This window comes from Candidatus Dependentiae bacterium (assembly GCA_016191325.1).
GTDB lineage: Bacteria > Babelota > Babeliae > Babelales > JACPOV01 > JACPOV01.
The window spans coordinates 428,021-442,771 of the sequence record JACPOV010000008.1; the positions used below are offsets into that span (position 1 = coordinate 428,021).

The 14,751-nt window shown below is 38.0% G+C and carries 16 protein-coding genes; 9 read left to right on the plus strand and 7 right to left on the minus strand.

The features are described from left to right. The first annotated feature begins 40 nt into the window (after positions 1-40). The 6 genes from HYX58_02425 (at position 41) to HYX58_02450 (ending at position 5,286) form a co-directional block, all read left to right on the plus strand. Positions 41-1,561 (plus strand): leucyl aminopeptidase, encoded by a 1,521-nt coding sequence (locus HYX58_02425; GenBank protein MBI2774835.1) that lies wholly within the window; start codon positions 41-43, stop codon positions 1,559-1,561. Positions 1,562-1,579: 18 nt separating this feature from the next. After that, entirely contained in the window at positions 1,580-2,014 is a 435-nt protein-coding gene (locus tag HYX58_02430; GenBank protein MBI2774836.1) for a hypothetical protein, read from the plus strand. Between the two features lie 28 nt (positions 2,015-2,042). Next, positions 2,043-2,726, plus strand: coding sequence for a hypothetical protein (locus HYX58_02435; protein ID MBI2774837.1), 684 nt, complete (start codon positions 2,043-2,045; stop codon positions 2,724-2,726). A 282-nt stretch (positions 2,727-3,008) separates the two neighbouring features. After that, positions 3,009-3,605, plus strand: coding sequence for a DNA ligase (locus tag HYX58_02440; GenBank protein MBI2774838.1), 597 nt, complete (start codon positions 3,009-3,011; stop codon positions 3,603-3,605). Then, positions 3,602-4,324 carry an MBL fold metallo-hydrolase gene (locus HYX58_02445; protein ID MBI2774839.1) on the plus strand — a complete coding sequence of 241 codons (723 nt, stop codon included), beginning with the start codon at positions 3,602-3,604 and terminating at the stop codon, positions 4,322-4,324. Before HYX58_02440 ends, HYX58_02445 begins: the two co-directional genes overlap by 4 nt. A gap of 89 nt (positions 4,325-4,413) precedes the next feature. Continuing rightward, positions 4,414-5,286 (plus strand): ATP-dependent DNA ligase, encoded by an 873-nt coding sequence (locus HYX58_02450; protein MBI2774840.1) that lies wholly within the window; start codon positions 4,414-4,416, stop codon positions 5,284-5,286. Between the two features lie 27 nt (positions 5,287-5,313). On the opposite strand, the gene HYX58_02455 is transcribed toward HYX58_02450, so the two are convergent. After that, the gene (locus HYX58_02455; protein MBI2774841.1) at positions 5,314-6,594 is read right to left on the minus strand and encodes a hypothetical protein; all 1,281 of its coding nucleotides are present in this window, start codon (positions 6,592-6,594) and stop codon (positions 5,314-5,316) included. A 141-nt stretch (positions 6,595-6,735) separates the two neighbouring features. Here HYX58_02455 and HYX58_02460 point away from each other — a divergent pair, with 141 nt between their 5' ends. Continuing rightward, positions 6,736-6,924 (plus strand): hypothetical protein, encoded by a 189-nt coding sequence (locus HYX58_02460; GenBank protein ID MBI2774842.1) that lies wholly within the window; start codon positions 6,736-6,738, stop codon positions 6,922-6,924. 18 nt (positions 6,925-6,942) lie between these two features. Here the strand turns inward: HYX58_02460 and HYX58_02465 are convergent, their stop codons facing one another. From HYX58_02465 to HYX58_02475, 3 genes are all read right to left on the minus strand, one after another. Continuing rightward, positions 6,943-8,262, minus strand: coding sequence for a hypothetical protein (locus HYX58_02465; GenBank protein MBI2774843.1), 1,320 nt, complete (start codon positions 8,260-8,262; stop codon positions 6,943-6,945). A 63-nt stretch (positions 8,263-8,325) separates the two neighbouring features. Then, positions 8,326-9,435: a putative lipid II flippase FtsW gene (gene ftsW, locus HYX58_02470; GenBank protein MBI2774844.1), complete on the minus strand. Its 1,110-nt coding sequence runs from the start codon at positions 9,433-9,435 to the stop codon at positions 8,326-8,328. 4 nt (positions 9,436-9,439) lie between these two features. Then, positions 9,440-9,943, minus strand: a complete 504-nt coding sequence (locus HYX58_02475; GenBank protein ID MBI2774845.1) for a hypothetical protein — start codon at positions 9,941-9,943, stop codon at positions 9,440-9,442. Between the two features lie 133 nt (positions 9,944-10,076). On the opposite strand from HYX58_02475, the gene HYX58_02480 reads away from it, so the two are divergent. Together HYX58_02480 and HYX58_02485 are read left to right on the plus strand one after the other, a co-directional pair. After that, positions 10,077-11,369, plus strand: a complete 1,293-nt coding sequence (locus HYX58_02480; protein ID MBI2774846.1) for an FAD-binding oxidoreductase — start codon at positions 10,077-10,079, stop codon at positions 11,367-11,369. A 58-nt stretch (positions 11,370-11,427) separates the two neighbouring features. Continuing rightward, positions 11,428-12,063: a hypothetical protein gene (locus HYX58_02485; protein MBI2774847.1), complete on the plus strand. Its 636-nt coding sequence runs from the start codon at positions 11,428-11,430 to the stop codon at positions 12,061-12,063. Positions 12,064-12,172: 109 nt separating this feature from the next. On the opposite strand, the gene HYX58_02490 is transcribed toward HYX58_02485, so the two are convergent. The 3 genes from HYX58_02490 to HYX58_02500 form a co-directional block, all read right to left on the minus strand. Continuing rightward, entirely contained in the window at positions 12,173-12,694 is a 522-nt protein-coding gene (locus HYX58_02490) for an NUDIX domain-containing protein (protein ID MBI2774848.1), read from the minus strand. Then, positions 12,681-13,016: a hypothetical protein gene (locus tag HYX58_02495; protein ID MBI2774849.1), complete on the minus strand. Its 336-nt coding sequence runs from the start codon at positions 13,014-13,016 to the stop codon at positions 12,681-12,683. Before HYX58_02495 ends, HYX58_02490 begins: the two co-directional genes overlap by 14 nt. Before the next feature lie 79 nt (positions 13,017-13,095). Beyond that, positions 13,096-14,733, minus strand: coding sequence for an alkaline phosphatase family protein (locus HYX58_02500; GenBank protein MBI2774850.1), 1,638 nt, complete (start codon positions 14,731-14,733; stop codon positions 13,096-13,098). Positions 14,734-14,751: the final 18 nt, after the last annotated feature.

Genomic DNA, 14,751 nt, shown 5'->3' on the forward strand with positions numbered 1-14,751 from the left:
TAGGTTTTAAAAAATAAGGAATATGCGTGAGGAAACGTTTATGATTACATTTCGGTTTAATGAGAGTTTGGTAGCTGATACGAAGGCACAAGGAATTGCATTCTTTATGCCGGCTGGCCAATCGTTTTCTAAAGAATTGCATGAAACGGCAAGTCGTTATTTTCCAGCAATGGAAGAGTATTTGAAGCAAATCGATTTTACTGGCCAAAAAAGTAAAATCGCAACAGCCTCGATTTCGGTAGACGGGCATCCTAAAACAATTTTCTGTGTTGGTTTAGGTAAAGTAAGTAAAAAAAATCATGTAGATATAGAAGTTTTGCGTCGTGCAACGGCGTCTCTTATTCGTGCAATGCAAGCGCGAAAAACAATATCGTGCGCCATTGAATTACCATCCGCAAAATTATTTGATATTTCAGATTTTGATTTAGCAAAAAATCTTATCATAAGTTCAACGATGGCATCGTATCGTTTTGATGAATTTTTTTCTGACGAAAAATCACGCGTTAATAAAAATTTGACCATTGATTGGTCGATTTCAAAAGATGCAAATAAAGATGAACTTGAGCGTGGGTATAAAGAGGGCGCAATTATCGCAGCGGCCGTAAATAATACGCGTCACTGGGTTGATATGCCGCCTTCACAATTAACGCCAACCGTATTAGTGAGCCATGCACAAGATATTGCAAAAGATAATAATTTGAAGCTGACCGTTTTTGGTGAACCTGAAATTAGAAAAATGGGAATGGGCGGGTTAGAAGCTGTTTCTATAGGTTCTGAACAGGATTGCAAGTTAGCGATCCTGGAATATAAAACCACCAAAAAAGATGCGCCAACAATTGCATTTGTTGGAAAAGGGATCACTTTCGATTCTGGCGGTTTGAGCATAAAACCTGCGCAAAGCATGGAAACCATGAAAGATGATATGGCCGGCGCTGCGGCAGTTATTGGTGCAATGGGTGTTCTTGCCCAACTCAAGCCAGAAGTAAATATTATTGGTTTAGTGCCAACGTCCGAAAACTTGCCAAGTGGAACTGCCACAAAGCCAGGAGATATTATCCGCTTTTATAATGGAAAAACGGCAGAAGTAAAAAATACTGATGCAGAAGGCCGCTTGATTCTAGCCGATGCGCTTTCTTATGCAGTGAAACATTATAAACCAGATGCTATGATCGATATTGCGACGTTAACGGGAGCATGCGCTTACGCTCTAGGCCCTTTCTTTACCGGTCTTATGAGTCAGCATGATGAACTTGCACAGAAAATTGAAAAAGCTGCGCAAACAACTGGCGATCGCGTATGGCGTTTGCCGATGGATGACGATTTCAAACCAGCTGTTGCCTGCGATGTTGCAGATTTGTGCAATAGTGGAAGTGCAAAATATCGCGCAGGAGCAATCACCGCCGCATTTTTCTTGCAATCGTTTGTGGACGATATTCCTTGGGCGCATCTTGATATTGCTGGCAGTGCGTTTGCAGTTCCTGATATTGCTTATTTTGATAAAGGTGCAACTGGCGCGGGATTGAGATTGCTTGTTGAGCTTGCAATGAATTGGAAACAATAATAGATAGATTGGAAAAATATGAAGAAATTTATTTTAATAGTCGCTCTTTTGAGCATTTCTGTTATCCGTGCAGTTGATGATGAGCGAACCTTTGAAAAAGGTGTGAAGAAGGCGCGTGAGTTTTTTCAGAATGCTTTCAAAGAAAATAGTAAGAAAGATCTCCCAAAAAGTTCTGACGTAAAACCAATGGGTCAAACACGGCCAATGCCTATTGTTCTTCAAAAAGAAGAAAAGCCAGCGATAATAATTGAAGAAAAGAAAGAAATAAAAAACGAGCTTCCTCAGATTGAGAAAGAGGCAAAAAAAATTGAACAAGAAAAGCAATCAACAACCGAAAAAATTAAATCTGCAATTGTTAATAATCCTAGAAGAATTGCTGCTGCAGTTTTGATAGCAGGTTTTTTTTGGATGATTTGGAATGCAGATTCTTCTGGCGGTGAGTCCTCTAAATAATAATTATATAACTAAAGGGAATATGCTCATGAAACATCATGGAGTATGGACAAAAAAAGCGAGCGTAGTGAGCATTGTAATACTTTCTTTAGCAACATTGAGCGCGAGCGCGATGGATCAAGCAGCGGAAATTACTCGAGAGGAAATGGCTGAGCGCGGGCAAACGGTGAGTTATGATATCAATGCTATTATGAGTGCAATTAAGCACAACGCAAAAAGCATTACGGATAGTGATATGGTTAAGCGCGCGAAAGAGTTTGTAAAGCCAGTGAGTGCACAATCGGAACCTGCGCCAAAAGTAATAGTTGATACAGTTCCTGAAATTACTGTGCAAGCAGAAGTTACACTGCCAAGTAATGAATCTCGCTGGAAACTTCCTAAGTTTGATACCGTTTCTTTTGCACCGCTTCTTGAAAATCAAGCGGTACTTTACGGAATCGGTGCAGTAGGGATTTTAACCGTTGGAACGGTTACCTACGTTCTTTATAAGAATGGCGTATTTACCAAAATTGCGACGATTGCAAAAAAATATCCATGGTGCACTGCAGCAGTTACCGGCACAGCAGCAATTGCAGCAGCGGCGGGGGTACTTTATTATAAAGGTGCCGATGCGCAAACGGTAATGAATTTCTTCTCGAATCTTAAAAAGCATCTTGTGAATGCACCACAAACATTTTCAGATTCAGTTAAAAAAATGGTAAAAAACATTTAAAACATAATGTTTTTTTAATTTTAAATAAGAGGCGCAATTAAAAAAAGCGCCTCTTATTTTTTTTCTGTTTTATTGTCTGATAATTCATGAATATGTTAAGAAATAAACACCGCAGATAAAGCTTTCTTGCGATGCGAAAGCGCACGGTAGTAGAGTGAACAACGGAATGGCTTCATTACTACTCATAATAACGTTACGATTTTAGAAGCGAGCGGTATGAAAAAATTTGGAATAGTATTGAGCGGAATTTTATTCATTAATACGCAAGGATGCGAGGGTAAGATGATTAAAAGGAAAAATAAATTAACCACTTACCAATCAAAACGTAATTTTTCACACACGCGCGAACCTCTTAATCCCAAAATAAATAAACGGAAAACCAAAAATTTAAAGTTTGTGATACAAAAGCACGCCGCATCGCATCTGCATTATGATTTTCGGTTAGAAATCGATGGAGTTCTTGTTTCGTGGGCAGTTCCAAAGGGCATTCCAACTAAAAAAGAAAAACGCTTAGCAATTATGACCGAAGATCATCCTCTGGATTATGCAACATTTGAAGGAACAATCCCGCAAGGGGAATATGGTGGCGGCACGGTCATGGTGTGGGATATTGGCACGTATAAAAATATAAAAATGAAAAACGGAAAACTCGTTCCGATTACCACCGCCTTAAAAAATGGACAAGTGGAAGTTCAACTAGATGGCAAAAAACTCCATGGCAACTATGCACTCATACGCTATAAAGATTCAGATAGAAACAATCAATGGCTTATGATAAAAATGCATGATGAGCCGGGCGCACCTCGCTCAAAGACCAATCAACGCTCCGCGCTGACCGGCCGAACCATGCAACAGATAACTAAGGAGAGCGCGCAATGAAACTAACTTTTTTAGGAACTCGGGGCAACATAAAAATTAAATCGAAACGTCATTTTCGCCATTCTTCATTACTTGTTGAATCCGGTTCATCAAAAATAATGATTGATGCGGGGCTTGATTGGAAATCAAAAATAAAAACGCTCAACCCTGATGCAATTTTCATCACGCATGCGCATCCCGATCATGCTGGCGGCCTATCGCCCAAAACGCCGTGCCCGGTTTTTACGACGCCTGAAAGTTGGCAGGAAATAAAAAAGTACGAAATTGAAGAATGCCGCCTTATAATGCCGGGCGATCCGGTTATAGCAGGAGATTTGACCGTGGAAGCGTTTGAAGTGATGCATTCGCTCAAAGCTCCGGCGGTTGGTTTTCGCATTTCGGATGATGAACATACTATTTTTTATGTTCCCGATGTCGTCAAAATAAAAAAAGAAAAAAAAGCACTTGAAGGAATTGATCTTTATATTGGTGACGGTGCGCTTATAAAACGTTCATTGCTTGTGAGCAAAAAAAAGAGTACCGATGTTGGTCATGCGCCTATTATTATGCAGTTGCAATGGTGCAAAAAAAATAAAATTTCTCGCATGATTGTTACCAATTGCGGCACCGAAATTACTTCAATAGATCCTCATGAAGCGGATACGATTATTAATCAATTAGGAGATCAGGTTCGGGTTATAACCATGATTGCGTACGACGGATTAAAAATACCGTTATGATTTTTTCTAACCGATCTGTTTTCTTATTTTTATTGAGCCTAAGTTGCGTAACATTCGCGCAGGGCGCGCAAAACACAGAGGAAGAAGGGATGAGTATTAAAGCGGGGCGCTACACGGTTGAAATTTCGCATCCTGAAAAAATTCTTTTTGCGCCAACCAAAATCTCTAAGGGCGATTTAATCGATTATTATTTTAATATCGCAGATTACATGATTCCTTATCTGAAAGATCATCCACTTACTATGGTGCGTTATCCTAATGGGATAAAAGACGAAGGTTTTTATCAAAAAGACGCCCCAGAATATTTTCCAGAATGGATTAAACGAGTTGCGGTAAAAAAACAGGAAGGCGGCTCAACGCATTATGTGGTTTGCAATAATCAAGCAACACTCGTTTACCTGGCAAATCAAAATTGCATAACGCCACATTTATGGTTAAGTAAATACGATAAATTAGAAAATCCTGATCGCATGATTTTTGATATCGATCCATCTATCAAAGATTTTCAAGTGGTTAAAGATGCAGCATGGATCGTAAAAAAAGAATTAGATCGTTTAGGATTAAAATCGTTTGTGATGACGACCGGTGCGCATGGCTTGCATATCACCGTTCCGCTTAATAGGCGGGCAACTTTTGATGAAGTGAAAGCCTTCGCGCGCGCAATTGCGCAAAAACTTGAAGAAGAAAATCCAAAAATAATTACCACAGAATTAAATATTAAAAAGCGTGGTAAACGCACATTTATCGATTATCTGCGCAACGGATTTGGGGCCACCGCGGTTGCTCCCTACGCCGTCCGGCCCATTGCAGGCGCACCGGTGGCAACGCCGCTTTCATGGAAAGAACTCGATTCAATTAAATCGGCACAAGAATTTAATATTAATAATATTTTTAAGCGATTGAAGAAAATTAAAGATCCATGGAAAGATTTTTTTAAGGTGAGGCAGTCAATTAAAAAATAAAAATCAATAGTATTTCGTGCAATTCTTTTACTTCTTTAAGTACATATTTTGAAGAAACAACTGGGCAATTTCATAGAAACCTGAAAAGAATGTGCGCTCTTGATCCTTACACGCTTTAGTTTTTTCATAAACGCTCTTAAAAATATTTCCGTCTTGTCCATGCTGAGTAAATGCAATCAGCCTGTATTTATTATGAATGTAATTCGAATCGCTCAGCTTTGCTAAAATAGCTTCACCGTCTTTCGACCCTTTCCAACGAAAAACTAAAAATTCTATAGCATTGCCAACCAACTGTGCCGCATTGGGCTCTTTTTCTAAATACTTGGCCAACTCTGTGCATTTGTCGATTCGATCTTTGGTTGAATAAGGCAAATCTTTTAATAATAATGGTTGAGTATTTAATACAAGTGCCGAAATTTCTGTGTTGCGCGGCAAGTAGTGGTTATAACTAAAACTCCTGTCTTGAGTATTGTAAATCCTCATTATGTAGGGAGTGACGCCATCGTTGGTAACCATTGGAAATAAATGTGGCGCATTTTCAGATGGCAAACTTATGCCAGAAAGATGTGGCAAGTTTGCGTTGCTTTTATGATCATTTGCATTGCTCAAAAAATAACACATTTCCATTGCTGTGTTATCTTTTAAATTATACATGGTCACTTTTGATTGACCAGAACACATAATGAGAAAGCGATCATTCTTTAGAAAATAATTTCGCAATCTTGAATGAGTAGTTCCTGTATAGGTAGACGGTTTTTCAAATTCTTCATCTATGTGCCATAGCGCATCAAGAGATGCTCGCTTTAATAGAGAAAGTTGCCCTGTTTTTTGATCACTTACTACGATTGTTAGTTTATCTCCATCTAGGGACTTCCAAACTGCATGATCCTGTTTTTTTGGTGGCAGAGTGCCAACCGCAAATGAATCATAAAGTGTTTTATCAATTTCATAAAAATTATTTTGGGAGGGAGCGGTATCTTTTGCTACAAACAAAATAGTGCTTTTCTCTACACTGAGCGAGGTGCTGCTATCAATAGGGAATCTATTCTCGACAGGTATTTGTGAAAGAATTGCTTGCTGTAGTGGAATAGGTAGAGCAGAGATTCGCTTAGAAAGTTTTATGCTTTCAGGTTTAGTATCTTTCTTTTCTAGCAAAGAGAATCCTGTGCCCGCATATTTTTGATAAATTATTGGGTTAGTAAAAGCCTTATTTGTAAATGAATTAAAAATCTGTGGGCGTTTTTCCATCCCAGAAATAGCAAAGACGTACATTAAGACGGTTAATAAAATAATTTGCGAAGAAATCATATCCTACAATTCAATAAAAAAAATTCATTCAGTAATTATTGTTTAATAATAGTCGATTTATTAATATTATCCACTGATTTTAATTAAATTCGGTAGGGTTCATAATGTGGGGAGATCAGGGTTGAGGGTTTGGGGGTATTTTTGGCAATTGCAGTCGCGCCACATGCGGTTCGCCCAATTGCAGACGCACCGGTGGCAACGCCGCTTTCATGGAAAGATCTCGATTCAATTAAATCGGCGCAACAATTTACGATAAGGAATATTTTTAAGAGACTCGATTCGATCAAAGATCCATGGAAAGATTTATTTAAACTGAAACAAATCGATTAACCTTTGAATCATTAAGTATTATTTTTTTTTCTGAATCTGAACTTTTAAGAATTTTTTTAACTCAGCTTCAGAAAGACGGGGATTGCCTTCTTGAAGTAATGTTACTGTTCTACTCTTTATAGCATTCAGGATATTGCCATGTACGCCATCCTTTGTTGCCAGAACAAATTGGGCGCGATTTTTTAGCTTCAGCGTTTTCTTTGCATAAGCCGCATCATTAATTTCTTGCAGCAATGTTATGCCGTCTCGAGCTGAAGGCAAAAAAAAATCGGAGGTATCAATAAATTTCAATGCTCGTTGAGTCCATGCGATCGCTTTATCATTCAATCCCAAAATGAAATGATCGGTTTTTGATAATGCATCGGCGGGCAATTCTTTTTGCTTTAGTTCCGCTTTTGTGGGGATTCTTACAGAAATGTGCTTAATGTTGATTTTGTGATTTTTTGAAAATCCCTGCGTAATTGATCCTTCTTCTTCGATCTGTTCCCCTTTGATTGGCCATCCATAAAGTACTTCTTCATCAATATTAAAAAGCGCGCTTATAAAATGTTCACTAAGTTCATGCTTTTTTTCACTGTATTTAGAAACCTTAAATAGGAGTGGAATCAAATGCGGCGTTTCTGCAAGGGGTTCAGCTATGAAATGCAACTCATGGCATCCTTTTTTGTTTAATTTATTAAGCGTTTTGGTATCAAGGTGATAAATTTGGCTACGTTTTTTCATCGCCATGGTATGCGATATGCAAATCATTGTTTCAATATTTTTACCAGATTTGAGATCCAGAATATAGAGCGATGGCACTACGTAATGTCTATGAACTTGCTTGTCAGTATAATAGCCAGTTAATGGGTTAATGAAAAAAGCATGCGTTTCTGTTTTTAAAAATTTTGAATATAAGGATGAATGGAAGCACTTATCCTCTAATTTGCACTGTTGTATTTTTTTGGTCTGAGTATCAAAAAAATGTACGACCTGGCCATGCGTTTGCGCAATTTCCATCGTATTTACGGAAGTAGCAAGTTTTTGCGGTAGACTCAATTTATTTGTATACGCTAAAACTTTGTCGTCGGACCCATCAGCATGAAAGTAGGTTGATTCAGCAGAAGACGGTTTATCGAGGCCTATTGCCAGATTTCCATTTTCATCAACTGCGGCATATTCATTTTTGCCACACCGTTTAAAACTATGCGGTGGAATATGCGCCGAAAGCAAAATGATCGATTGTAATTCTTTTGGCAACAAACCAATTTTATCAGGAAGAGTGGGCACTTCATGATTTTTTTCCATAGCCGTTAATTGAATAGAAAAGATGAAAATAAGAAAATAATGTAGAATCATTTTAAAATTCCTTAGGTGTGATACATGGTGCCTTCTGAAGTTTAACGAAAGCCCAAAGAACAACTATCCATTTCTATTATGCGCGACGCAGTTCATAATGAGGCCGATCATTGCAAGACTACAAATAAGAGAAGAGTTTCCGTAGCTTATAAAGGGCAGGCCGATACCTTTTGTTGGCAACATCCCGGTGGTCACCGCAATATTAATCGTTGCTTGTAGGCTCGTCATCGTTACGAAACCAAGTGTCACGATCATGGCAAACGGATCGGTCAACTTCGAGGCTATGCGCATCCCAAAATAGAGAAATAAAATATAAAGAAGGATAATAAGAAGGGCACCAATAAACCCGGTTTCTTCCGCAATAATGGCGAAAATAAAATCGGTATGCTGCATTGGCAAATAAAAGAATTTTTGGCGAGAATTTGAAATCCCAACTCCCCACCAACTGCCCGATCCGATAGCAATGAGTGATTGAATAAGTTGAAAACCGGAACCTTGCGGATCACTCCATGGATTAAAAAACGTCGTAATTCGTTTTAATCGGTAGCTTCTCATATAAATGAGTGCAGCTCCCACTGGAATACTGAGTGCTGCTGCGCCCAAAAGCAATTTTGTATTTATTTGCATAATAAAGAAAATAAGAAACACGGTAAGTGCAAGGGTTACCGTCATACCAAAGTCCGGTTGCTTCAGGAGCAATAAGCATCCCGCTCCAAAGAGAACCAAAAACGGGATATAACTTTTTATAGAATTTCGCTTGCCAGTCATTTTGGTTAAATAGGCAGCAAGGTACATTAAAAGCGTAATTTTCAAAAGTTCACTGGGCTGAAATGAAAAACCGCCTAACGACAACCAACGATTTGAACCATGAATTTTCAGCGTTAAGCCGGGAACAAAAGTAAGCGCCGTTAATCCTAAGGCACCAAGATAAAAAAGAGATGAGCATGATTCGATGATCGATAATGGTAGGAAACGAGTAATTAATAACGCAAAAAAGCCAAGCAGAATGCCAAAACATTGTTTTTTTACAAAATAATGCGCCGATCCGCATTTTTCCAGCGCGAAAACAGAGCTTGATGAATACACAAAAATCAATCCGAGTACCATGAGCGCACAAACTACGCCTAAGAAGATGCGTAAATCTGTTTTGAGTCGTTTTTGCTCGCTATACATACTTTTATTTCGTTTCAGAAGGTTGCTCTAGCCAACTTTCATGAATGCAAACTGATTTATTGTTGTTGTTGACCAGAGTGCCATAAAAAATTCTTCCCTTAAAAAGCGGTTCACTTTTATAGAAAGCATTATTACCTAGAAATTCACCACGCTTATTTTTTTTAAATTCTTCTAGTAAATGCGGCTTTAAATTTTGCTCACTTATAACTTCTACATAAGACTCAATTGGAAACTGATCATCTAAATCAAAAAGATTTACTGCAGAATTTGGAAGCGGCTGTTCAAGAAAGAATTGTTCATTTTTGAATGGCCCATTCAAAATTTGCATTACTCGAGGATCATTCGTATTACTATGAGCGTTTTGTGGAGTTTTACGAGGTTTAAATGCAGAAAACCAGCCAAAAATAGATTTTTTGTACGATTTGAAGATTGATTTTGGATCTTGTGCATTCATTGTTGAAAAAAAAGTTGAAATACAAAAAATAGCGACTAATTTTGTTTTAATCATGTATTCCTTTTTTATTTGAATAACTGCTTGACTATAAAAATGTGCTTTAATTTAATCTTATGGTGCAAGCTTACCGATTATTTTTTCTTGCCACAATAGTAATTCGAAGATATGAAAAAAAGAGGGAATACATATGAACTATCCAAATTTATTACCGTACGATCAAGTTTTTTGGTACTTAGAAAAAAATAGAGTTCGCCCCTTAAAAGAATCAATAAAGACCGATGTTGTTATCATTGGTGGTGGCATGGCGGGTCTTTCTGCCGCGCAAGTCTTTGCCAAGCGCGGATTAAGCGTTGTTCTGCTCGAGAAAAATTTTTGTGGCTCCGGCGCTAGCGGTAAAAGTTCAGGATTTATCACGCCCGATTCGGAATTGCCGCTTCGTACTTTTAAAGAAAAATATGGGGCTCAAGAAGCGGGAAATCTTTGGAATTTCATTCTTTCGGGCGTCAACATCATTAAAGAAAACATAAAAAAATATGATCTTGATTGCGATTATCAAGAGCAGGATACGCTCGTTGTCGCCAACGGCGAGCGCGCTTTTAAAAATGAAATTATGCGCGAATATCAAACGCGCCAAGAACTTAATTATGAAAGCCGGCTATATACGCACGATGAGATCGGGCAAGTAATAACAGGCGCGAATTATTCTGGCGGCGTACGGTATGCAGATACATTTGGTATTCATGCTTCTCGCTATTGCGGGGGCATGAAAATGGTGCTTGAAAAAATGGGCGTGCGCATTTATGAAGAAACACCAGTGATAGATATCAAAAATAATGAAGTGACCACGTTTGGAGGAACGGTGCAAACTGAGCATATTATTGTCTGCACCGATCGTTTTGCTCAAGCTTTACCGCTATTGAAAAACAATTTGTATCATGTGCAAACAACTCTTATGATTTCTGCACCGCTTTCAGATAATCATATAAAGCAAATATTTCCCGATAAGCTGTGCATGGTTTGGGATACCGATTTGGTCTACCATTATTATAGAATTACTGGGGAAAATCGATTACTTTTGGGCGGAGCGCGGCTCATTGATACCTATGCAAAAAAAGAAACGCACGATAATACGCGCACAGCCACTATACTTGGAAATTATTTTGCAAAAAAATATCCGCAGGTTCCGGTTTCATTTGAATATATGTGGCCAGGATTAATCGGGGTGAGCAAAGATTTATTTCCGTTGGCAGGGCGCGATAGAGAAATGAAATCGGTCTATTATATTGCAGCCGCAACGGGATTGCCTTGGGCCGCGGCGCTTGGGGCGTATAGCGCCGATTGCATGCTTGATAATAATGCAGCGTTTGATTCTTATTTTTCGCCTTATCGTTCATTTACGCTCGGCCCAATAGCTAATCATTTGCTTGGAACGCGATTAACGTTTGCATTATCAAACTTTTTGACCGTTGGAAGTGTTTAATAAAAGTATTATAGTTGCGTTAACACTTTTATTAATTCAAAAGCATCAGAAATCAAAAATGAAAACGCAATTACTATTTTTACTTAGTTTTTCACTGCAGAACCACGCAATGGAAGATGTGAATAAACCTATGACTGTTGAAGAAGAGCTTTCTTATTTATCTAATCAAGTAAAAAATATTGACGATGTTCCTTTTTACGCAGCAAAAATAATTGAAAAATTACATGCACAGCCATTGATAAACAGAAATTTCACTAAAGAAAAAATCCATGATGAAAAACAGTTATTTCCTAGATCTAACGATCTATTTATCTATGCAATTCTAAAAAAATTAAATAAAAATACGTCAGCAAGAAAATTTGATCTTGAGTTTGGTTGGGGTTTAACTATGAAAATTCAAAATCCAGAAGAATCGATTGATTTTAAAGAGCTTCTCGAATCGTATGAAAAAATTATAAAAAAAGTAAAAACCGGATTAACAATACACCCAGGAACGTCATCTACATTTCTATCCAAGAAACCTGCATTTAAAGGTGAAGGTAAATTGCTAGCTCTTATTTGTTATAGGTTAAACATAGGAATTAATTTCCCTATGACCGATTGGGCTGGCTGTAAGATAGAGCCCGAAATGTTTTGCGTTACAGTACAAACCGAAGATCTTTCAGATATTAAAAAAAAATTAGGCCTGGCTTAGTCAAAAAAGGGTGAGAAACTGCGTAAAGCATTTAGCGTTTATTCTATCTTGAAGAAAAACAAACTGGAAATTCAAAATTCTTAATTTAGTAAAATAAGCGTTTTCATTGTTAACGAATATATAAAAGCTTTATGAGTTTTGGCAAATCACCTTTTGCACGATCACCTGCATTCAATCGATCAATAATTTCATGCGGATAAAGCCAGTATGATTCTATAAAATCATCTTTGTTATAGAGCGGTTCTGTGTCTAATAATATTTCATATACGTTCATAAAACCTGAAACCGAATGGTTATGCGGCGTAAAATAACCTATTTGTTTATGTTTTAATTCAGAAATATCGAGATTCAATTCTTCTTTTGTTTCTCGCGCAAATGCTTCAACATAACTTTCTCCAGACATCACATGCCCACCAACGCTGGTATCGAGAGCTAAAGGGAAAAGTTTTTTTTGCGCAGTTCGTCGCGGAATCCAAAGTTGCCCTTGAGAGTTTTTAATAAATCCGTTAATGCCACGATAATTATGCAAATTATTTATATAAATTGCAGAGCGATATTGAGCACCGATTACGATATCTTGATCGTTTATAATATCTAGAAGTTCGTCATCTTGAGTGTTAATTACGTCCATATATTCTTTCAACTTTTTCAACCATGGAAGGATCAATAAAATAGCCTGCGCCGTTTTCATCTTTGGCAAAGTAAACGTTCTTGTTAAAAATCTTATCAACGGATGCTGTATTTCCGTAAAAATATATGAAGGGGCCGCCCATAAGTCGTTCCGCCGTATCCTCAACGGTGACTACCGTTCCTTGCAAAACGCCGCCAGTATATACATACTCGGCTCCTAGTATGAGGATAGGTCCTTCGTCTTTTAATAGACGATTTTGGTTTTTCATAGCATTCACACAAAACGGTAAAATGAGCACTAAAACAAGATATTTTTTTAGCATAAAGCTTCCAGCAAGTTTATATATATTTTCCCCAGTTTAAATAATTCCTGAAATCATTGCACGTTTTTTACGGCATTTCCTAAGGTAAAATGCCGGGCAACACGTCAAATGAACATGCTGAAGGGCAGGGTACATCTAAAATTGAAGCAAGCGTTGGAGCGACCTGCTGAACAAAAACCGACTTTTGAATTTGCTTATCAGAAAGAACAGTTGGTTGATAAAAAATAAGAGGCACATGAACATCATATTCATAGGGAGTTTTGTGCCCCGCGCCGGTGGGATATTTGCTCACAAAAACATAGGGATACACTTGGAAAATTAATTGCCCACTGCGGCCAGGAAAAATCTGGTTTTTGTAAAATTGGCAAATATCGTGTGGGCCAAAATTCGCTTTTTCAAGATCTTTATAGGTCCAAACTTGTTTAATGCCCGATTTTTTCTTCAATGTTTTTTTAAGTAAATTTTCTGCTGTTTTTTGCTTTTTTTCATCTAACACTTTCCATACCGATTGATTGAAATAAATATTGGGCGTATCTATTTGGTTAATGAGATTTTTGATGCCGATTTTTTTTTCAAGCATCGCATTTAATTCGTTTGCAAGCTCTATAGTGTTAATTCGTTTGGCAAGAGAAAATTTTTTCTCGTTCAGTAATTCGACAATCGGCATGCTCCCATGATCGGCAGTCAGAAGAAAAAGTGTATCTGCTGGATTCACTTTTGTTCCGACTTCTCGCATAAATCTATCGAGTTGCGCATCAAGATGATAAAGAATATCGATGTATTCCTTACTCGTATTGCCAAAAAGGTGCCCAACTTTATCCACAGCGCTGAAACCGATCCATAAAACAATGGTCGTAGCAGTTTCTTCTTTCAGTAAATGCTCCAAGCAATTGAGTGCACATCCAAGAACCAGTTCATGCGAGAGCGGCATTTTCTCAATTAAATTATAAAATGTTTTTGGTTCGGTTTCATCTAGCGTTTGCATAACATCAAGTACCGAATCGGTTTTTGTATAGTTGTACGAGTTTGGATTTGCGCAGGAATAAGCTTTATTTGGTGATGGAAAAAAAGGCTTCCAAGCATATGACGTTAATTTTTTTTTATTATCTGCATTGTAAGTGGTTAACCAATTGGGAAGTTCATCAAAATAAGCTTTGCTTGATGTGTATTGCCCCGCATTATCATCAAACCAAATAGCTTTACCCATTTTACCCGCCATTGCGGTAGCCGAACGACTTTTTCCGGTAATCGAATAGACCGCAAACGAACGGTTTGGGCCGCTTGCAATTTTTATCTGATCGCAAATGGTATCAACCATGGTATTGCGCGTTGATTTTCCAAATGGGTAGTAACCGGTTGGTGAAAATACCGCGGCATTTTCAGGTGTATCGGCATCGGCAGTAATTTTATTGCCATCTTCATCTGGCCAATCGTTATTAGTAATTCCATGAACGGAAGGGATAGTTCCTGTTACTAATCCGGTATGGCCCGGCGCTGTTCCTGGCATACCATGCGGCCAACATGCTTTATGATAAATGATCCCATTATCGATTAGTTTTTTAAAGCCGCCGCCAAAATTCGGCGCGATTTTCATAAAATTATCATACGAAAGTTGATCAACGACAAATCCGATCACCAGGCGTGGTGGTTGGGATTCAACGATGGAGAAAACAAAAAACAGAAAACCAATTAATTGTACTAACAGCGTTCGCTTCATATAACTCCTCTAATTTAT